The following is a 19,541-nucleotide window of genomic DNA, read 5'->3' as shown; positions in this document are numbered from 1 at the left end:
TCAGTTCGTCTTCGTATCCTGCGCATGTGGGCGGCCAAAGTCTGGCGTGTCCACATCCTGTCCGGCCTGGACGATCGAGCGGCGGATTGCGCGAGTGCGGCTGAAGAGCTCGAAAAGCTTGTCGCCCTCGCCCCAGCGGATCGCGCGCTGCAGATAGGCAAGATCTTCCGAAAAGCGCGCCAGCATTTCAAGGATCGCATCCTTGTTGTGCAGGCAGACGTCGCGCCACATTGTCGGATCGGAGGCCGCAAGGCGCGTAAAGTCGCGAAAGCCGGAGGCGGAGTATTTGATGACTTCCGATTCCGTCACGGTTTCCAGATCGTCGGCCGTGCCGACAATATTGTAGGCAATGATGTGCGGCAGGTGCGAGACGATGGCGAGCACCTTGTCGTGGTGGTCGGCGTCCATCTCATCGACCTTGGAGCCAAGGCTTTCCCAGAATTTGCGAAGCTTCTTGAGCGCACCCTCGTCCGTGCCCGCAATCGGCGTGAAGATGCACCAGCGGCCTTCGAAAAGGCCTGGAAAGCCGGCGTCGGGACCAGATTTTTCCGTACCAGCCAGCGGATGGCCGGGGATGAAGTGCACATGCGGTGGCATATGCGGCTGCATCTGCGCGATGACCGACGCCTTGGTGGATCCGACGTCGGTGACGATCGCGCCCGGCTTCACGCTTCCTGCGATTTCCCTGGCAACACTTTCCGAGGCGCCGACCGGCACGGACACGATGACGAGATCGGCATTCTCGGCGGCCTCGGCCGACGAGGTCGTATAACGGCTGCCGAGTTGCAATTCCTCGGCACGCTTCAGCGTTTCGGCACTGCGCGTTGCAACGACGACTTCGTGGGCGAGCCCCAGCCGCTTGATGTCGTGGGCGATCGAGGAGCCGATCAGCCCGATGCCGATCAGCGCGATGCGATCAAACTGCGCTGTCATGCCGGGCGTCCCATGAATTCGCCGAGCGCTTCGATGACGCCGTGATTGGCCTCTTCGGGGCCAATGCTCATGCGCAGTGAATTAGGGAAGCCGTAGCTGCGAACCGCCCGCAGGATATAGCCACGGCTCGTCAGATAATCGTCAGCATCGGCAGCGCGCTTGCCCTCGACATCCGGAAAATGGATGAGGACGAAGTTGGTCACCGACGGCGTGACCTTGAGACCGATCGTTTCGAGCGCTCCTGTAACCTTCTCGATCCACATCTGATTGAAGGAGGTCGCCTTTTGAACGAAGGCCTGATCGCGGATCGCCGCGGCACCGGCCGCGATCGCCGGCGTATTCATGTTGAACGGGCCGCGCACGCGGTTCACTGCGTCGATGATCTCGGCAGGCGCATACATCCAGCCGACGCGGAGCGCCGCAAGCCCATAGACCTTCGAGAAGGTCCGGGTCATGACGACGTTCGCGTTCGAGGAGACGACCTCGATACCGGATTCATAGTCGTTGCGCCGGACATATTCGGCATAGGCCGCATCGAGCACCAGGACGACATGCTTCGGCAGACCGGCCTGTAGGCGGCGGACTTCGCTGACCGGGATATAGGTACCGGTCGGATTGCCCGGATTGGCGATGAAGACGATCTTCGTCTTGTCCGTAACGGCGGCAAGGATCGCGTCGACATCGACGGTATGATCCGTCTCCTTCACCACGACAGGCGTCGCGCCCGCGCCCATGATCTGAATCTTGTAAACGAGGAAGCCGTGCTCGGTGATGATGCCTTCGTCACCGGGGCTGAGATAAACGTGGCAGAGCAAGCCGAGCAGTTCGTCCGAGCCGTTGCCACACATGATGTTAGCCGGATTCAGGCCGTGAACTGCGGCGATCGCTTCGCGCAATTCGATCGCCTGCCCGTCCGGATAGCGTTCGAGATGGCCGGCCGCCTCACGAAAGGCTTCTATGGCCTTCGGGCTCGCACCAAGCGGCGTTTCGTTGGAGGAGAGCTTGTAGACGCGGGCGACGCCCGGTGCATGTTCCTTGCCCGGCACATAGGCTGCAATATCCAGGATACCGGGACGCGGAACAGGCTTGCTCATCTCAACGCTCATGGGATCGACCTTGAAAAAACGCCGGAAATTCCGGCCGGAAATTGCCCTGTGGCAATAAAGCGGAAAGCGGCCTTTGTCGAGTGAGACTTAACGGCTGCGTGTCGTCGGAACACCATGCGGCGCAAGAACCGGCACGAAGACGCGGCGCGAAGCCCGTGCGGCTACCGGCAGGCCCTGATAGAGCCGCTTCTGTGCCTCGACGATGATGACGCCCGAAAAGGCCGGCCAGAGTGCGCGGCCAATGCGTTCGAAGCCGCGGCGAAGGCTGAGAACCGCGCGAAGCTTCGATGGCGGGAAGAACAGCGCCTCGGCGGTCGCGCCGGGCGTGAAATTCGTCTCGCGCAGCAGATGCGTGAGTTGACCCCGCGAATAAGGGCGCCCGGAGCCGAAAGGCGTATGTTCCATGCGCGCCCAGACGCCGCGCCGGTTCGGCACCACGATGACGAGGCGTCCGCCGGGCGCAAGCACGCGCCAGAGCTCCTTCAAGGTTTCCCGCGGGCTTTCGGCGAATTCCAGCGAATGGACCATCAGCACACGATCAATGGACGAATCGGGAAGCGGCAGTTCTTCATCGAAGATCAGTGCGGTCGATGACAACGACCCCACCGGCCAGTTCACGGCGCCCTGCCCGGCTGGCATGAAGGCGAAGGTGCGCTCGGTATCGGCGCTGAACCGGTCGAGGAAGGGAACGGCATAGCCGATGCCGACGAGCCGCTCCTGCGGCAGGCGCACCCAAAGCGACGACAGCGCCATGGCAATCGAGTGCTCGGCAAGGCGGCCGAGCTCGGAATGATAGAACTGGCGCAGATCGACAATATCCGTGTGCATCGCAATAAATGTTATCAGCGGGCGATTGGACTTCAAGGCCGGAGCCTCTACATTCCGGACATGTTCGTGGGAAAGAGGCCGCTTGGACAATGAAACCTTTGGAACTAGAAGTTTTTCTCTGCCGATCCGATAATTTCGGCGTTCTCGTGCATGATCCGGAATCCGGGCTGACGGCATCGATCGACGCGCCGGAAGAGGCGGCCGTGGCAGCGGCTGCAAAGCGGCGCGGCTGGAAGATTTCGCACATCTTCACCACCCATCACCACACCGACCACGTCGAAGGCAATCTGGCGCTGAAGGAGCAATTCGGCTGCGAGATCATCGGTCCGGTCAACGAAGCCGTGGCAATTCCGGGCCTCGACAAATCGATGGCCGATGGCGACAGCTTTCTCTTCGGCGACCATATGGTCAACGTCATCGAAACGCCGGGCCATACCGTCGGCCATATCTGCTACCATTTCGCTGACGACAAGCTGCTTTTTGCCGCCGATACGCTCTTTGCACTGGGCTGCGGCCGCCTCTTGGAGCGCCCGGCGGCGGATATGTGGCATTCGTTGCAGAAGCTGGCCGTGCTGCCAGACGAGACGGCGATCTATTTCGGCCATGAATATACACTTTCGAACGCGCGTTTCGCTTTGACGATCGATCCGGACAACGAGCGGCTGAAGACGCGTGCTGCAGAGATCGAGGCTCTGCGTGCCGAGGGCAGGTTCACGATCCCGACGACGCTGGGCCTGGAAAAGGACACCAACCCTTTTCTTCGCGCTGCCGATCCCGCCATCCGCCGCAATCTCCTGATGGAAAGCAAGACGAACGAGGAAGTCTTTGCGGAGATCCGCAGGCGCAAGGACAATTTCTGATGTCTCCCGACAAAATTATAGAGGCGCTTTCGATGCAGCCGCATCCGGAAGGCGGCTGGTACGTGCAGACGTTTCGCGATGGCAATGGCGAGGATCGCGGGCACTCGACGGCAATCTACTATCTTCTGAAAGCCGGGCAACGTTCGCACTGGCATCGCGTCCACGATGCGGCGGAGGTCTGGCATTACTACGCCGGTGCGCCCTTGGCACTCCACAGGTCCGCAGACGGCACGGGAAGCGAAACCTTGATGCTCGGCATCGACCTGGCAAGTGGTGAGCGTCCGCAAGCAATCATTCCGGCAAACTGGTGGCAATCGGCAGAAACGCTTGGCGAATACACGCTCGTTGGCTGTACGGTGGCGCCCGGTTTCGAGTTCTCGAAATTCGAAATGGCACCGATGGATTGGAAACCGGGCGGCTGAGGCCTATTCAGCCGCCGCAACTTGTTTTGCGACGCTTTTACGGCGGAACATTTCCTGAGCCGCAAGCACTGCACCGCCGGTGACCAGCAGGCAGGCAAGCGCAATGCGCCAGCTTGGCTCGGCAAAGCCGAATATCGTCAGGATGAGCGTCGAAAGCAACGGCGCCGCATAACTTGCCGCGCCGAGGATCTGGATGTCGCCGTTCTTGACGCCGTAATCCCAGGCATAGAACGCAGCGCCGACCGGGAAGAGACCGAGACCGGCAACGGCGATCCATTCGAAAGCCGTTTCCGGCCAAAGGGTCGTTTCCAACCCGAGATGGCAGAAGAACGACAGAAGGGAGGTCGCAAGGCAGAAGCCGGTAACGACATCGGTCGAGACCGCATCGAAGCGCCGCGTCAGCAGCGAATAGCCGGACCAGGTGAAGGCACAAAGGAAGGCCGCGCCGTAGCCGATCGCATATGCACCGTCGAAATCGATGCCGTTGCGGCCGACGATCAGGAAGGTGCCGCAGAGCCCGGCGAGCGCGCCTGCCACATGATACCAGCGCAACCGCTCGCCCGGCAGCAGCGCCGAGCCGACGACAATCAGCAGCGGCCAGAGATAGGCAATCAAGCCGGCCTCCACCGCCGGCGCGTTCCGAAGCGCGGTGAAATAGAGGAAGTGATAGCCGAAGAGGCCGGCAATGCCGATGATCCAGACCTTTGCCGGCTGCCTCAGCAGCGCCACGCGAGACGGGTTGAAGATCAAAACGGCAATGCCCGGGATGCTGCCGATCGCAAAGCAGATCGCCGAAAGCTGGAACGGCGGCATCTTGCCGGATGCAGCGGTGAAGAGCGCCAGAAACGACCACATCAGAATGGCCGTGAACCCGATCGATGTGGCCCGAAGCTTCACCTGTCCCCCTTCACGGAGACCAGCTCCGTCAGTTTGCACTGTATTTCACCGCGGTAATCGTCACCGTTCCGTACTGCGTCGGAATGCGAACATAGACCGGAGCATATACGTTGGCCGTTTCCGCCTTTGCAAACCAGATTTCCATGTTGCCGCTTCTTCTCAGATAATCGATATCCTTGCGGCCTTTCCTGTAGCCAGACCTGGGCACGAAACGTACGCCGCAGACCGTTGCCTTGCCGGAAAACCCATCCGTCTTGAAATCCTCGGATCCCTTTGGCGAAAGCACAAGGTCCATGCGCATCTCGCCGTCATAGATCGGCAGGCGCTGCGAGCAGAGCTTCGTATCCGCCGGGAAGATCAACCCGGAGATGGGATCAAGCACGGAGCGCATATCGCCCGGCTTGACATCGACCCAGTTGCGTGGCTGGCGCCGTTCCGGCTTCACGGTCGTGGAGACGATATCGCCGTTTCTGTAGCGGACTTCATAGGTACGCGCGCGTTTGCCGCTCTTGTAATAGAGGTAGTAGCGCTGCGCCTGCAATCGGTCATTGCGCAGGACACCGGTGACGTTGGTTTTCGCAGCGATGTTCGTCACAAGATCGGCAAGGCCCGCCGAACTGATATTGCCTGAAACCTGGTAGCGCTGATCATCGTCGATCTGGGTAACGAAGGCGGCGCGCGCAATCGGCAGGATTCCGAGAGCAACTCTATATTCCGTACGATGACGGATCTCGCTTGCGCCGGCCGGGATGGACATCAGCACTGCAATTGACGATAGGAAAATCCGCCTGCCCAGATGAGCCATGAAGAGAGCCTTTTTCAAGGGCAGACAATGCCCTGCACCAGCGGTCTATACTCCTGCCGCACATAGAAGCAAACACGAGCTTTTTGACAGAATTGCGGGAAAGGCCAAGGTTTGGCTTGACGCGGGCGGCCGGCCTGACTATAGAACCGCAACTTTCCAATTATGGCCTGTTGGATTGCAGACCCGCGTTTGCCGGGGCATCGTAATCGATGGCCTAGAAAAACAAGAATAGGTGTTCAATGTCCCGCGTGTGCGAATTGACCGGCAAGGCCGTCCTGACTGGTAACAATGTCAGCCATGCCAACAACAAGACCAAGCGCCGGTTCCTGCCGAACCTGTGCCAGGTTACGCTGATCTCCGACGCTCTCGGCCAGCGCTACCGTCTGCGTGTTTCAGCTGCTGCCCTGCGCTCTGTCGAGCATCGCGGGGGCCTCGATGCCTTCCTGATCAAGGCAAGCGAAAACGAACTGTCGATGCGCGCGCGCCTGCTGCGCCGTCAGATTGTCAAGAAGACCGCCGAAGCCGCATAAGCTTCGACACCTTCTTCCATACGGCTTCAAAGGCTTGCACGGCTAATACCGGACAAGCCTTTTGCTTTGCCGGCCCGATACCCCAACTGGTGGCATCACCCAGGATAAAAAAATGCTGAAGACCCGCTATACCCTCCTCTACATCGCTCTGATGACGCTCGTCGTCGTCGCTTCCAACTTCCTCGTCCAGTTTCCTGTGAACGCCGAGGTCGCCGGCATCAACCTCGCCGATATCCTGACGTGGGGTGCGTTCAGCTATCCGGTCGCCTTCTTGATCACCGATCTCACGAATCGCCAGTTCGGTCCTCAGGTAGCGCGCAAGGTCGTGTTCGCCGGCTTTGTCGTCGGCATCGGGCTTTCCTTCTTCACATCAGTGCCGCGCATCGCGATCGCCTCTGGTTCGGCTTACCTCGCCGGCCAGCTGCTCGATATCGCCGTCTTCAATCGCCTTCGCCGCCAGACCTGGTGGCGTGCGCCGCTCCTCGGCTCGCTGATCGGCTCGGCGCTCGACACGGCGATCTTCTTCTCCTTCGCCTTTGCCGCCTTCTTCGTCTTCCTCGGCCCGAACGATCCGTTTGCGCTGGAGCAGGCCCCGATCCTCGGTGCATTGGCCGCTCAGGCGCCGCGCTGGATTTCCTGGGCGATCAGCGATTTCTCGGTGAAGATGATCATGGGCCTCGTCATGCTGCTGCCCTACGGCGCACTCATGAACGTGCTGCGGCCGATGCAGCCGGCCCGCGCAAGCTGATCGCCAGTGGCCGGCCTTCGAGCAGGCCTTTTACTCCGTGAGACGAAATTCCAGCATGAGGTTCCGCTCCAAAATGGAGTGGTTGTCATCGGAAACGATGATCACATGCGTGCTGCCATCCGGCGCCTGAAAACTGTCCAGGCCTTCCATATTGTCGATCTGGTACCCAAAATCGGCCGTCAACAAAATGTCGCCATCGGCGACGGCGTCCGGCCTGATCTCTGCCGCCGGGATGCGCCGGATTCGCATAGCGATGCCGTTGGCGATGTTGAAACGACGCTCCAGAAGCAAAAGATCGCCGTCCGGCAGAAAGGCGCCATCGGTCGGATCGAAATCACCGTTGCGCGTCACCGCGAAACGGCCCTTGAGCGGCCCGGAAAGGATCGCGCCGTAGATATTCCCCTTCCGATCCCGGCTCTCTTCCGAAATGATGACGGCAGCGCCCTTCAAAGCGCTCTCGGGTGGAGCCACCGCCAGCGTCTCGAAGCCGCGGCCGCTTCGCAGCAACCGTGTCGGCACGAGAATGGGGATCGAGCCAACCGATGACGAGGTCTCGAACCCAGGATCGGGGTAGGCTTCGACCCGATGGTCCTGTTCGAAGGAAACCAGAACCTGGTCGCTTTTGAGGGCAAGACCCTCGGCATCCATGTGTCCCTTACCCTCGAAAGTATCCCCGCTCCCGTTTTTCATAGGCGTGATTTCAACGCCGGACAAACCGGAAAGCCTTCCCTGCTGATCGCGCTCGATGCTGCCGGTAAGCCAGTGGCCGGTATCAAGCACACCAACAAAATGCTTCCGGTCCGGCACGAACCGGATCGCCGACCAAGACCCAAAAAGCCGGTTGCCGGACACCATCTCCAGCCCGCCAAGGAATTCCAGCGGCCCGAATTTCGTCTCGCTGGAGCCAATCTTGAAGGTCGAGATGATGCGGCTGCTGATATTTACGCTCTCGCGCGCAACCGCGATCGAAGCGCCCCCGGCGAGACAAAGAGCAAGCAAAGCCGCGCGGGACAGACGGATCATTAAGCGCCGGTTCCCTTCGGCATCAGCTTGCACGTCGCAAACGGCCGCCACGCGGCTGCGCTGCCTGATCTTCGAAAAGCGAGGCAAGCTGCTCGGTCATCGCACCGGCAAGCTCATCCGCGTCGACGATGGTCACAGCGCGGCGATAATAGCGCGTCACGTCATGGCCGATGCCGATCGCAAGCAGTTCGACCGGCGAACGGGTCTCGATCTGCTCGATCACGGCGCGCAGATGACGCTCGAGGTAATTGCCGGGATTGACCGAAAGCGTGGAATCGTCGACCGGCGCACCGTCGGAGATCATCATCAGGATGCGGCGCTGTTCGCGGCGAGCAAGAAGACGATTATGCGCCCAGATCAGCGCCTCGCCGTCGATATTTTCCTTCAAAAGCCCTTCGCGCATCATCAGGCCGAGATTGGTGCGCGCACGGCGCCACGGCGCGTCTGCGGACTTGTAGATGATGTGACGCAAGTCGTTGAGGCGGCCGGGCGTCTGCGGCTTGCCGCCGGCAAGCCAGCTCTCGCGCGCCTGCCCGCCCTTCCAGGCCTTGGTCGTGAAGCCAAGGATCTCGACCTTGACGCCGCAACGCTCGAGCGTGCGGGCCAGAATATCGGCGCAGGTAGCTGCTACGGTGATCGGGCGCCCGCGCATGGAGCCAGAATTGTCGATCAGCAGCGTCACGACCGTGTCGCGGAACTGCGTGTCACGCTCCATCTTGAAGGAAAGCGGCTGCATCGGATCGATGATGATGCGCTGCAGGCGGGCGGTATCGAGATAGCCCTCTTCCAGATCGAAGTCCCAGGAGCGGTTCTGTTGCGCCATCAGGCGACGCTGCAGTCGATTTGCGAGCCGGCCGACAGCGCCCTGCAGGTGCGCGAGCTGCTTGTCGAGGAAGGCACGCAGGCGCTCCAGCTCGGCAGCGTCGCAAAGCTCCTCGGCGGTGATGATCTCGTCGAACTCTTCAGTAAAGACGTGATAGTCGACCTTCTCGTTGAAATCGGCAAAGGGCGTGTTTGGACGACGGGTTTCGCCCGGTGTTTCCGAATCGTCCTCGCCCTCTTCCATCATGTCGTCGTCGGAGATCTCGGCGCCTTCGGTCTCGCCGTCCTCCATCTGCTCATCGGCAAGTTCGCTATCTTCGACCGGCGCGGCGTCGGTGCCCGCGTCGTCATCGACCTCGTCCTGATCCGACTCGTCGCCGTTCGGCTGGTCTTCCTGATCCTGCTCGTTGTCCTGGTCGGGATCGCTGTCGTCGTCGCCGTATTCTTCCGCCATTTCCATGGCGGAGAGCATGTGGCGGATCACCTTCGAGAACGCCTGCTGGTCGTTGATGACGCTTGTAAGGTCATCGAGTTCGGAACCCGCCTTCTCTTCTATGAAGGACCGCCAGAGATCGAGAACCTTTCCCGCAGAGGCCGGCGGCTTCTGGCCGGTCAGCTTCTCACGCACCATCATGGCGACGGCTTCGCCGATCGGCGCATCCTCCTGCCGCTCGATGCCGGTGAAATTCGCCTTGGAGTACTTCTCCTCGGTCATCGAACGCAGGTTGGCAGCCACGCCCTCCATGCGCAGCGTGCCGATCGATTCGACGCGCGCCTGCTCGACGGCGTCGAAGATCGCCCGCGCGTCAGAGCCCTGCGGCGCCATCGTCGCGTGCACCTTCTCATCGTGGCAGGCAAGCCGAAGCGCCATGGAGTCGCCTAGACCGCGCGTCACCGCCAGCTCATGCGCCGTTGGCCGCTTGGAAAGCTCCGGTAGCCGAATACGCTCAGCCGTCATGCCGGGGCGCTCGTTGGCAAAAGTCACCTCGACCTCGCCATCGCCTGCAATCGCGCGCACGCAGCCGGTTATCGCGCGCCGCAAGGGCTCGACGTCGACGGGGCCGTTCGGCCTTGCTTTCGAATTGTCACCACGTGATGCCATGATCGACGGGCCTTAAGCCTCCAGCACGATGTTGGCTGCGCTCTCCTTGAGCTCGACACCAAAGGCGCGCTGATAGTGCTCGGCGACCAGCGGACGCTCCAGCTCGTCGCACTTGTTGAGGAAGGTGACGCGGAAGGCGAAGGCGAGGTCACCGAAGATATCGGCGTTTTCGGCCCAGGTGATGACCGTACGCGGGCTCATGACAGTCGACAGATCGCCGTTCATGAAGGAAGCGCGTGTCAGATCGGCGACGCGGACCATCTTGGAAACGGTATCGCGGCCATTCTTGTCCTTCTGGAAGCTCTTCACCTTGGCGGTGACGATGTTCACTTCATGGTCGTGCGGCAGGTAATTCAACGTGGTGACGATCGACCAGCGGTCCATCTGCGCCTGGTTGATCTGCTGCGTGCCATGATAGAGGCCGGTGGTGTCGCCGAGGCCGATGGTGTTTGCCGTCGCAAAGAGGCGGAAGGCCGGATGCGGACGAATGACGCGGCTCTGATCGAGCAGCGTCAGGCGGCCTGACGATTCCAGCACGCGCTGGATGACGAACATGACGTCCGGGCGGCCGGCGTCATATTCATCGAAGACGAGCGCGACATTGTGCTGATAGGCCCAAGGCAGGATGCCGTCCTTGAATTCCGTGACCTGAAGGCCGTCCTTGACGACGATCGCGTCCTTGCCGACGAGATCGATACGGCTGACGTGGCTGTCGAGGTTGATGCGCACGCAGGGCCAATTGAGGCGGGCAGCGACCTGCTCGATGTGAGAGGATTTACCGGTGCCGTGGTAGCCGGAGATCATGACGCGGCGGTTGTGGGCAAAACCTGCAAGAATGGCGAGCGTCGTCTCGCGGTCGAAGAGATAGTCGTTATCCAGGTCCGGAACGTAGGCATCGCCCTTGCTGTAAGCCGGAACGCGGATATCGGAATCGATCCCGAAGACCTCCCTGACCGAAACGGTGGTGTCTGGAAGCTCGGAAATATCAAGGTCAATCTTGCTCATCATGTCTCCAAGGCGGGTGCTTCCACCCGGCCGTACTATCAGGCCATTTCGCAACCATGACGCCGCAGCTTTGTTCTGCGCCCGTTCAAGGTGGGAACGTCGGCGATACTTCTCCGGGACTGAAGCGAAACCTCGGCGGGATAATTGACCGCTTGCGAGCATTCTGGAACAAAGTCCCGGACAAGAAACGCCGCGTCCGGAAGGTTGGCAAAGGCGGCGTTGGCAAAACGCACAGATGCATGCCGCGGTTGCCTGCGGCCTCAGCCGATTTGGACCATACCCGATTGAAGGCGGAGAGCAAGGACAGGAATTAACAAAAACCGTTCTGCTTCAACAATTGATAGGCCTGGATGACGGCGCGGAAGCGCTCTTCGGAACCGCGGTCCCCGCCGTTGGCATCGGGATGATGCTTCTTGACCAGTTCCTTGTAGCGGGTCTTGATCTCAGAAGAGGTGGCACTTGCCTGCAGGCCCATCGTGTCGAAGGCCTTGGCCTCCAGGCTCTTCAACTTGCGCTGCTCGGGAAAACGCGGACCGCTGCCCTTGGCGCCGCTGACGAAGCCGAAGGGATCGCGCACACGGCTATAGGCGCCGGAGCGGATGTCCGAATGCAGCGGGCTGTCCTTCGCCGCCTTGTTGACGCCAACGGTCCAGGTCGGACGATGCCCGGTGACCGCCTCCTTCTGGTAGCGGGCGATTTCGCCGTCCGAGAGGCCGGAAAAATAATTGTAGCCCTTGTTGTATTCCTTGACGTGCTCGAAGCAGAAAAGAAAGAACTGCCCTTCGGCATTGCGTCCGACAGGAGCGCGATGCACGCCTTTTTTATCACAGCCGTCCCACTGGCAGGTCGGAGGAGCCTGCTCGGTTTCCTGCTCGCGCTTGCGGCGGGTGCGGATGCGATCGAAATATTTGGAATCGAGTCTCATGACGGCGCTAATTATGGGCCTGCCGCGAAGCGACGACAAGAATTGACAAACACGAATGTTGCTGGCTTGGTGGGAACCCCCTTTTTGCGAAGCAACTGGACGAAATCGTGACCCTTGAGACCCGCATCGAAGAAAAACTGACCGAAGCTTTTGCGCCCGAGCGCCTGAGCGTCATCAACGAAAGCCGCCTGCATGCCGGCCATCAGCCGGGTTTCACCGGCACCGGTGAAACGCACATGCGCGTGCGCATCGTCTCAGCCAAGTTTGCAGGAATGACGAGGCTCGCCCGCCACCGCGCCGTCACCGAACTGCTGAAGCCGGAACTCGACGCAGGGCTGCATGCGCTCGCCGTAGAGCTCGCCGCACCCGGCGAAGCAACCAGCTGGTAGCGGAACACGTCCCTCATATAGGCGTTTGCCCTCCTTTCACCAAGGAGGAAACAGGGATGACGAAGCCGACGATTGCCCGGATCTGGCGCGGACGTACGCCAAGAGCCAAGGCTGACGAATACGAAGCCTACAACTACGAAGCGGGCATCAAGCCGCTGATCGAGAAAGCACTTGGTGTCCAGACTTTTCGCGAAGACCGCGAAACGGAAAGCGAATTCGTGACGATCTCTTATTGGGAGAATATCGAGGCGATGAGCACCTTTGCCGGCACCGATCCCACGAAGATCCATCACCTCGAACGCGACAGCGAGTTTTTGATCGAACTGCCGAAAGAAGTGCAGATCCTGCGTCTGCTCACCAGCCATGGAGCGACCGGATCAGAGTCAGAGCGGTTTGGTCTCGTTCTCCGCAGCAGGGCGGATGCGTAGCCTGGTGATGCGGTTCTTCTCGCGCTTCATGACGATGAAGCGCTTGCCGTAAAAAGTGAAGGCCTGCCGCTCTTCCGGGATCGTCATCGATTCATGGATGACGAGGCCGGCGATCGTCGTCGCCTCTTCGTCGGGCAACTGCCAATCGAGCGCGCGGTTCAGGTCCCGGATCGGCACACTGCCATCGACAACGATCGAGCCGTCGGATTCCTGGCGCACGCCCTGCATATCGATATCGTGCTCATCGGAAATATCGCCGACGATCTCTTCTAGGATGTCCTCGAGCGTCACGATGCCCTGCACCTCACCATACTCATCGACGACGACGGCGAAGTGCTGCTTGCGGCGCAGGAACGCATTGAGCTGGTCTTCGAGATTGGTGCTGTCCGGCACGAACCAGGGTTTCTGGGCAATCTTGACGATATCGAGATTCTCCGGCTCCACGTTCGGCTCGGCCAGCGCGCGCAGCAAGTCTTTTGCGTGGACGACGCCGATGATGTTGTCGATCGTGCCGCGCCACAGCGGCATGCGGGTATAGGGGCTCTCGAGGATCGTGCGAACCACGACCTCCGGCGCGTCATCTGCATTGATCGCCCGCATCGCCGTGCGGTGGACCATGATGTCGGAGAGTTCGAGCTGGCTAAGGTCGAGTATTCCGCCAAGGCGATCCCGGTCAGCCTTCACCACCGCCCCCTCGCGATGCAACAGATCGACGGTACCGCGCAGCTCCTCGTGCGCCGTCAGCATCGGGATTTCACGCGATAGGGTGATGCCGAAGCGCCCCAGGATCCCGCGGACGACGGCATTGACGAGAGAAGAAATCGGACCGACGACAGCGACAAAGAGCTTGATTGGCAATGCCGCGCTCAATGCAAAACGGTCAGGCGACGAGATCGCCCAGCTCTTCGGCAGAACTTCCGCGAAAATGACGAGGATCACCGTCATCGCAAGCGTTGCAAGCGCCACGCCCGAGCTGCCGAAGAGACTGAGAAACAAGCTGGTCGCCAGAGACGAAGACAGGATGTTAGCAAAGTTGTTGCCGATCAGCAGCGCCCCGATCAGCCGGTCGCGCCGCTCGATCAGCTGGCGCACAAGACCGGCGCGCCTTTCGCCGTTGGCTTCCAGCGTATGCATGCGGCTGCGAGAGACCGCCGTCAGTGCAGTCTCCGAACCAACGAAGAAGGCCGATATGAGCACGAGGGCCACGATGGAAACGATTTCCGGCCAGTAAACCGCAAGAAATGCCAGCGTGCCTTCGCGTGTCATTGCGGCTGCTTTTGCTTGAGGAAGGCCAACACTTCTGAAGCCGGCACGTCATCGGCGATGAACGACCGGCCAATGCCGTGAGTCAGGATGAAGGTGAACTTTCCGTTTTTCACTTTCTTGTCCTGCGCCATCGCGTCGAGCAGCTTTTCGGCCGGCGGAAGAGCCCCCGGAATATCGGACATGCGCGTCGGCAGGCCGACCTCTTTCAGATGTTTCTCAACCCGCTTCGCGTCATCAGGGCTTGCGAGATTCATGCGCGCGGAAAATTCATGCGCGAGGACCATGCCGATCGAAACGCCTTCGCCGTGCACCAGGCGTGCACTCTCATAGGCGGTGGCCGCCTCCAGAGCGTGCCCAAAAGTATGGCCGAGATTGAGAAGCGCCCGCGGACCGTTCTCGCGCTCGTCAGCGACCACGACATCGGATTTCGCCTGACAGCTTGTGGCAATCGCCTCGATACGCGCAGAGCCGCCGGCAAAGACGGCGCTCCAGTTTGTTTCAAGCCAAGCGAAAAAATCCGGCTTGTCGATAAGACCGTATTTCGCAACTTCTGCATAGCCGGCACGGAATTCGCGCTCGCTGAGAGAGTTAAGAACATCCGTATCGGCAAGGACCAGATCCGGCTGATGGTAGACGCCGATAAGGTTTTTGCCGTGTCGGCTGTTGATGCCCGTCTTGCCGCCAACGGAAGAATCCACCTGCGAAAGCAGCGACGTCGGCACCTGCACGAAGCGCACGCCGCGACGCACGATGCCGGCGGCAAAGCCGGCAAGATCGCCAATAACGCCGCCGCCAAGCGCAATGACGTAATCATTCCGCTCGACGCGGGCCTCCAGGATCTTGTCGCAGGCGGTCATCAGATGCTCGAAGCTCTTCGTCCTCTCGCCGGCGGGCAGCACAAGCTGCGCGGACATGATACCCGAGCCTTCGAGGCTATTAACGAGCGCTTCGAGATAGAGTGGCGCTACGTGCTCATCCGTGATGATCGCAGCTTTGCGACCCTTCAGCCGTGACGCTATTTCCGCTCCAGCGCGCGCGATCAGCCCCGACCCGATCAATATATCGTAGGCGCGCTCACCGAGCGGTACGTGAACCTTTCGTTGGGAGGAGGAGGTGATCGCATTCATGGTACGGTACTTTCGGTTTGGGCTTCGATCACGGCCTTCAACACTTCGTCAGCCATGACTTCCTTACGCACATCACGCGACAACACGGTGATGTCGGCTTCGGCATAGATCGGGTATCGCGCGTTCATCAGGTTTTCGAGCGTCTGCTTTGGATTCTCGGTCTTCAGGAGCGGGCGTGTGTCGCGCTTGCTGACCCGCTCCCACAGCACGTCGAGATCGGCCTTCAGCCAGACGGAAAGGCCGCTCTTCTTGATGTGCTTTCGCGTCCGATCATTGATGAAAGCGCCACCGCCGGTAGATACCACGCGCGGCCCATTCTTCAGCAACCGTTTCATCACGCGTGTTTCCAGCGCGCGGAACTCATCTTCGCCGTAAGCTGCGAAAAGCTCCGAGATGGTCATCCGGGAGACGCGCTCGATCTCCACGTCGCTGTCGATGAAAGGAATACCCAGCTGATGGGCGACGATACGGCCGACGGAGGATTTGCCGGCCCCCATGAGGCCAACGAGGATCAGATTGCGGGATCCGAGCGTGGCGCGAGCTCTGTCTTTCAGGCTGTCTCCCACTTTCAGAACTGGGTCACTCATCGGTCCATTCACACTTTGTTTGCAAACGGTATCGACAAATGCGGGTGTAGCGTCAAGTCGCGGACCAGGGAAACATGGTTCAAAAGCCGCTTCTTGCACGCAAACCCGCTTCTTCATAAAAGAGGCAGAGCTCATGGAGTTGCGAAATGCCGACCCTCTTGCGTCTATTGGCTGTCCTGGCGATGATCGCTGGGGCGATTTATGGCGGTATGGTGGCGCTCGTGACCTTCGTGGAGCCACAGCCACGCGACGTGACGATTCGCATCCCGTCGGAACGGATCAACCCGCCGGCGACTGGCACGATCAAACCGGCGAAGAAGTGATCCGATGAAGGATCTGAGCCGCGTCCATGTGGAAGCCTTTCTCGAGATGATGAGTGCAGAGCGAGGTGCTGCCGTGAACACGCTGCAGTCCTACGAGCGCGATCTGGACGACCTCCATGCATTCCTGAACGGCAAAAGCGTGCGGCTGACCGAAGCGGCCTCCGGCGATCTCGCCGCCTACCTCTCCTCGCTCTCGAAACGGGGCTTCAAGTCCTCGTCCCAGGCCCGCCGGCTGGCAGCCATGCGGCAATTCTACAAGTTCCTTTATGCCGAAGGCCTGCGGGTTGATGACCCGACGGGCGTTCTCGACGCGCCGAAGAAAGCGCGAGCTCTGCCAAAGACAATGGGCGTCGAGGAGGTGACGCGACTGCTGACACAGGCCGAAACCGAAGCCAACAATCCCGCGGACGGCCAATTGCAGCGCCAGCGAATGTTGGCGCTTCTGGAGCTGCTTTACGCGACAGGAATGCGCGTCAGCGAGCTCGTTTCGCTGCCGGCACGCGTTCTCGACCAAGAAGGGCGTTTCCTGATCATTCGCGGTAAGGGCAACAAGGAGCGGCTCGTACCTCTATCTCAATCGTCAATCGCTGCACTCAAGGCCTATGGCCGGTCGCTCGCAGAAGAGAAGGCCAAGGCGAAGGATCCGGTTGATAGTCCATGGCTTTTTCCGGCAGCCTCCAAGGAAGGCTATCTGCCCCGCCAGGTTTTTGCCCGTGAACTGAAGAACCTCGCGATCCGTGCCGCATTGACGCCATCAATGATCTCGCCGCACGTCATGCGTCACGCCTTTGCAAGCCATCTTCTTGCTAACGGCGCCGACCTTCGCGTAGTTCAAGAACTCCTCGGACATTCCGACATTTCGACGACACAGATCTATACGCATGTCCTTGAAGAAAGGCTGCAGCAACTGGTTCAGACGCATCACCCCCTTGCCAAACAGGCGAAAAAGCACGAATAGGACCGGCGACATGGGGCAAGGCCAGCAAGCTGCCCCGGGCACAAGGAACGGAAACGCACCTCATGCACAACTATCTCGACTTCGAAAAGCCGATCTCCGACCTCGAAGGCAAGATCATTGAACTGAAGAAGCTCGCTTCCGAAGACGAGAGCATCGATACGTCCGATGAGGTCGGCAGGCTGGAGGTTCGCGTTCGCGAAGCGATGGTCGATATCTATTCCAAGCTCAACGCCTGGCAAAAGACGCAGGTTGCTCGCCATCCGCAGCGCCCGCACTTCGTCGACTATGCAAAAACGCTCTTCCAGGAGTTCACGCCGCTCGCTGGCGACCGCAAGTTCTCCGAGGACGCGGCGATCCAGGCAGGCCTTGCGCGCTTTCGCGGCCAACCGATTGCCGTCATAGGCCAGGAAAAGGGCAGCGATACGAAGAGCCGACTGAAGCACAATTTCGGCAGCGCCCGCCCTGAAGGCTATCGCAAGGCGATCCGCATTCTTGAAATGGCTGACCGTTTCGGCCTTCCGGTCGTCACCCTCGTCGATACTGCTGGCGCTTATCCAGGCGTTGGCGCTGAAGAGCGCGGCCAGGCTGAAGCAATCGCCCGCTCGACGGAAATGTGCCTTGGCGTCAAAGTACCGATCATCTCCGTCATCATCGGCGAAGGGGGCTCCGGCGGCGCGATCGCGATCGCGACCGGAAACAGGGTCTATATGCTCGAGCATTCGATCTACAGCGTGATCTCACCGGAAGGCGCGGCCTCCATTCTATGGCGCGATTCGACCCGCGCCAGGGAAGCAGCAACCAACATGAAGATCACCGCCGAGGACCTGAAGTCGCTTAGCATCATCGACGGCATCATTCCCGAACCGCTCGGCGGCGCGCATCGCGATCCGGACAGCGTCATCGCCGCCACCGGCGATGTCATCGCCAGCGCCCTTGCCGAACTTTCGCCGCGTTCTGGCGAACAGCTGCGCAGCGACCGCCGCCAGAAATTCCTCGCCATGGGCCGGAATCTCGCATAACTCCCAGCATACGTGACCGGATTGCGGCCAAACCTTGGCCACAATAATGTTATCTGTAACAGTCGCGCTTGCGGGACATCCTTGGGCAAGTCATAGGCTGGTAAGAAATTGTGAAGTATAAGCCGCCTATGATTCTGGGATTGCCCGGACTCCATGGACGCGGATCGGGTCGTATCGATTTAATGGGCTTGTTGGGAAATGCGCATTCGTCATTTTGCCTATGTTTCGCTGATGGCGCTGGCTCTTGCCGGCTGCAACGACGCTTTGGACGTCACCCATACTGACCTGTCGAAGGTCAAGAACAAGGTTGAGCAACCTCTGCCGGCGCGTATCCTCGCCGATATGAGGACGAAAGGCATGGACCGCAATTCCCCGATCATGATCCGTATCTTCAAGGAAGAAGGCGCTCTCGAAGTTTGGAAGGCCAAGACGGACAACCGCTTCGACAAGATTGCGGATTACAAGATCTGCGCGTGGTCCGGCCGGCTGGGTCCGAAGGTCAAGACCGGTGACCGGCAGGCGCCGGAGGGCTTCTACAACCTGACACGGGCGAACCTGAACCCGAACTCCAAATATTATCTGGCGATCAACACCGGCTTTCCGAACCGATACGACGCCGTCAACGGCCGCACAGGCTCCGACTTGATGATCCACGGCGCATGTTCGTCTTCCGGCTGCTATTCGATGACCGACGAGCAGGTTCTGGAAATCTACGCTTTCGCGCGTGATGCCTTCAAGGGCGGCCAGGCAACCGTTCAGCTGCAGGCGTTTCCCTTCCGCATGACCGCGGAAAACATGTTCAAGCACCGCCTGAACCAGAACTATGACTTCTGGAAGATGCTGAAGGTCGGCTACGACAATTTCGAGATCACCAAGCGTCCGCCGGAAGTGAATGTCTGCGAGAAGAAATATGTCTTCAACCAGCAGTTAGCGCAGGGCAGCGCCGCCTTTAATCCGGCAGGCCAGTGCCCAGCAATGTCAACGCCTCCAGCGCTGGCCTCAGCACTTGCTGCCTATAACAAAACATACGCGGCCGACTTCGCCAGGGCAGAAAGGAAATTCGACGGCATGGCTTGGTACGATCCAACCGAAGCCGAACGTAAAGCCGTCGTCGCCAAGCAGCGCAAGGGCCGTGAACTCGCTTATGCTCCCACCGGCACGTCGCTGGAGGCAGGCCGCATGGTCAAGGTAGCCGAACTTGAGGAACTGATGTCGAAGCCCGCTGCACCCGCGGCAAATGCGACGGCGACCGCCGCTGCGGCACCGGCACCGGCAGCAGCACCTGCCCAGAACAATGCGACGGCGGTTGCAGCGGTTGTACCTGCCAATGTCCCCGTTCCGACGCAGAACCCTCTGGCCTTCGCGCCGGAACCGCCTCCGCAGGAAACAGCAGAAGCCACCAAGAAGCCGTTCTGGAAATTCTGGGCCAGGAACTGAG

At 60.2% G+C, this 19,541-nt stretch carries 22 protein-coding genes; 10 read left to right on the top strand and 12 right to left on the bottom strand.

The genetic code is table 11. The annotated features are described in order from the left end of the window. From A3C3_RS0128980 to A3C3_RS0128970, 3 genes are all read right to left on the bottom strand, one after another. Positions 1-933 carry a prephenate/arogenate dehydrogenase family protein gene (locus tag A3C3_RS0128980; protein WP_022718077.1) on the bottom strand — a complete coding sequence of 311 codons (933 nt, stop codon included), beginning with the start codon at positions 931-933 and terminating at the stop codon, positions 1-3. Continuing rightward, on the bottom strand, positions 930-2,039 hold the full coding sequence (hisC, locus tag A3C3_RS0128975; RefSeq protein ID WP_022718076.1) for a histidinol-phosphate transaminase: 1,110 nt from the start codon (positions 2,037-2,039) through the stop codon (positions 930-932). Before hisC ends, A3C3_RS0128980 begins: the two co-directional genes overlap by 4 nt. Before the next feature lie 87 nt (positions 2,040-2,126). Then, positions 2,127-2,903, bottom strand: a complete 777-nt coding sequence (locus A3C3_RS0128970) for a class I SAM-dependent methyltransferase (RefSeq protein WP_028740099.1) — start codon at positions 2,901-2,903, stop codon at positions 2,127-2,129. Positions 2,904-2,956: 53 nt separating this feature from the next. On the opposite strand from A3C3_RS0128970, the gene gloB reads away from it, so the two are divergent. Beyond that, positions 2,957-3,727, top strand: coding sequence for a hydroxyacylglutathione hydrolase (gene gloB, locus A3C3_RS0128965; protein ID WP_022718074.1), 771 nt, complete (start codon positions 2,957-2,959; stop codon positions 3,725-3,727). Then, positions 3,727-4,149: a cupin domain-containing protein gene (locus tag A3C3_RS0128960; RefSeq protein ID WP_022718073.1), complete on the top strand. Its 423-nt coding sequence runs from the start codon at positions 3,727-3,729 to the stop codon at positions 4,147-4,149. Before gloB ends, A3C3_RS0128960 begins: the two co-directional genes overlap by 1 nt. Before the next feature lie 3 nt (positions 4,150-4,152). On the opposite strand, the gene yddG is transcribed toward A3C3_RS0128960, so the two are convergent. Both yddG and A3C3_RS0128950 read right to left on the bottom strand, forming a co-directional pair. Then, positions 4,153-5,046 carry an aromatic amino acid exporter YddG gene (yddG, locus tag A3C3_RS0128955; RefSeq protein ID WP_022718072.1) on the bottom strand — a complete coding sequence of 298 codons (894 nt, stop codon included), beginning with the start codon at positions 5,044-5,046 and terminating at the stop codon, positions 4,153-4,155. Positions 5,047-5,074: 28 nt separating this feature from the next. Beyond that, entirely contained in the window at positions 5,075-5,851 is a 777-nt protein-coding gene (locus tag A3C3_RS0128950; protein ID WP_022718071.1) for a DUF3108 domain-containing protein, read from the bottom strand. Between the two features lie 239 nt (positions 5,852-6,090). On the opposite strand from A3C3_RS0128950, the gene rpmB reads away from it, so the two are divergent. After that, positions 6,091-6,381: a 50S ribosomal protein L28 gene (gene rpmB, locus A3C3_RS0128940; RefSeq protein ID WP_022718069.1), complete on the top strand. Its 291-nt coding sequence runs from the start codon at positions 6,091-6,093 to the stop codon at positions 6,379-6,381. Positions 6,382-6,493: 112 nt separating this feature from the next. Continuing rightward, the gene (locus A3C3_RS0128935) at positions 6,494-7,129 is read left to right on the top strand and encodes a queuosine precursor transporter (protein ID WP_022718068.1); all 636 of its coding nucleotides are present in this window, start codon (positions 6,494-6,496) and stop codon (positions 7,127-7,129) included. A 30-nt stretch (positions 7,130-7,159) separates the two neighbouring features. Here A3C3_RS0128935 and A3C3_RS0128930 read toward each other — a convergent pair whose 3' ends face one another. The 4 genes from A3C3_RS0128930 to A3C3_RS0128915 form a co-directional block, all read right to left on the bottom strand. Further along, the gene (locus tag A3C3_RS0128930; RefSeq protein WP_022718067.1) at positions 7,160-8,152 is read right to left on the bottom strand and encodes an esterase-like activity of phytase family protein; all 993 of its coding nucleotides are present in this window, start codon (positions 8,150-8,152) and stop codon (positions 7,160-7,162) included. A 22-nt stretch (positions 8,153-8,174) separates the two neighbouring features. Continuing rightward, positions 8,175-10,076 carry a cobaltochelatase subunit CobT gene (cobT, locus tag A3C3_RS0128925; RefSeq protein WP_022718066.1) on the bottom strand — a complete coding sequence of 634 codons (1,902 nt, stop codon included), beginning with the start codon at positions 10,074-10,076 and terminating at the stop codon, positions 8,175-8,177. Positions 10,077-10,088: 12 nt separating this feature from the next. Beyond that, complete coding sequence (cobS, locus tag A3C3_RS0128920; protein WP_022718065.1) at positions 10,089-11,081, bottom strand: cobaltochelatase subunit CobS; 993 nt, start codon at positions 11,079-11,081, stop codon at positions 10,089-10,091. 310 nt (positions 11,082-11,391) lie between these two features. After that, positions 11,392-12,006, bottom strand: coding sequence for a J domain-containing protein (locus A3C3_RS0128915; RefSeq protein WP_028740098.1), 615 nt, complete (start codon positions 12,004-12,006; stop codon positions 11,392-11,394). A 104-nt stretch (positions 12,007-12,110) separates the two neighbouring features. Between A3C3_RS0128915 and A3C3_RS0128910 the strand changes: the two genes are divergently transcribed. Together A3C3_RS0128910 and A3C3_RS0128905 are read left to right on the top strand one after the other, a co-directional pair. After that, the gene (locus A3C3_RS0128910) at positions 12,111-12,395 is read left to right on the top strand and encodes a BolA family protein (RefSeq protein WP_028740097.1); all 285 of its coding nucleotides are present in this window, start codon (positions 12,111-12,113) and stop codon (positions 12,393-12,395) included. A gap of 56 nt (positions 12,396-12,451) precedes the next feature. Next, positions 12,452-12,823: a hypothetical protein gene (locus A3C3_RS0128905; RefSeq protein ID WP_022718063.1), complete on the top strand. Its 372-nt coding sequence runs from the start codon at positions 12,452-12,454 to the stop codon at positions 12,821-12,823. On the opposite strand, the gene A3C3_RS0128900 is transcribed toward A3C3_RS0128905, so the two are convergent. The 3 genes from A3C3_RS0128900 to A3C3_RS0128890 are packed head-to-tail and all read right to left on the bottom strand — an operon-like array spanning position 12,779 to position 15,803. Further along, positions 12,779-14,089, bottom strand: a complete 1,311-nt coding sequence (locus A3C3_RS0128900; protein WP_022718062.1) for an HlyC/CorC family transporter — start codon at positions 14,087-14,089, stop codon at positions 12,779-12,781. The two genes, A3C3_RS0128905 and A3C3_RS0128900, sit on opposite strands and share 45 nt — an antisense overlap. Further along, positions 14,086-15,216 carry a 3-dehydroquinate synthase gene (gene aroB, locus A3C3_RS0128895; RefSeq protein ID WP_022718061.1) on the bottom strand — a complete coding sequence of 377 codons (1,131 nt, stop codon included), beginning with the start codon at positions 15,214-15,216 and terminating at the stop codon, positions 14,086-14,088. The genes A3C3_RS0128900 and aroB overlap by 4 nt, the downstream gene beginning before the upstream one ends. Beyond that, a complete protein-coding gene (locus A3C3_RS0128890; RefSeq protein WP_022718060.1) occupies positions 15,213-15,803 on the bottom strand; it encodes a shikimate kinase in 591 nt (196 codons plus the stop codon). The genes aroB and A3C3_RS0128890 overlap by 4 nt, the downstream gene beginning before the upstream one ends. Positions 15,804-15,949: 146 nt before the next feature. Here A3C3_RS0128890 and A3C3_RS46260 point away from each other — a divergent pair, with 146 nt between their 5' ends. The 4 genes from A3C3_RS46260 (at position 15,950) to A3C3_RS0128870 (ending at position 19,540) form a co-directional block, all read left to right on the top strand. Next, positions 15,950-16,126, top strand: coding sequence for a hypothetical protein (locus tag A3C3_RS46260; protein WP_022718059.1), 177 nt, complete (start codon positions 15,950-15,952; stop codon positions 16,124-16,126). A gap of 4 nt (positions 16,127-16,130) precedes the next feature. Beyond that, positions 16,131-17,084: a site-specific tyrosine recombinase XerD gene (gene xerD / locus A3C3_RS0128880; protein ID WP_022718058.1), complete on the top strand. Its 954-nt coding sequence runs from the start codon at positions 16,131-16,133 to the stop codon at positions 17,082-17,084. Between the two features lie 62 nt (positions 17,085-17,146). Further along, complete coding sequence (locus A3C3_RS0128875; RefSeq protein WP_022718057.1) at positions 17,147-18,103, top strand: acetyl-CoA carboxylase carboxyltransferase subunit alpha; 957 nt, start codon at positions 17,147-17,149, stop codon at positions 18,101-18,103. Between the two features lie 198 nt (positions 18,104-18,301). Next, positions 18,302-19,540, top strand: coding sequence for a L,D-transpeptidase family protein (locus A3C3_RS0128870; RefSeq protein ID WP_022718056.1), 1,239 nt, complete (start codon positions 18,302-18,304; stop codon positions 19,538-19,540). Position 19,541: the final 1 nt, after the last annotated feature.

It is taken from the genome of Rhizobium mongolense USDA 1844, assembly GCF_000419765.1.
Taxonomy (GTDB): domain Bacteria; phylum Pseudomonadota; class Alphaproteobacteria; order Rhizobiales; family Rhizobiaceae; genus Rhizobium; species Rhizobium mongolense.
Note: the sequence above shows the minus strand (reverse complement) of the source record. Positions and strands in the feature narration are given on the sequence as shown.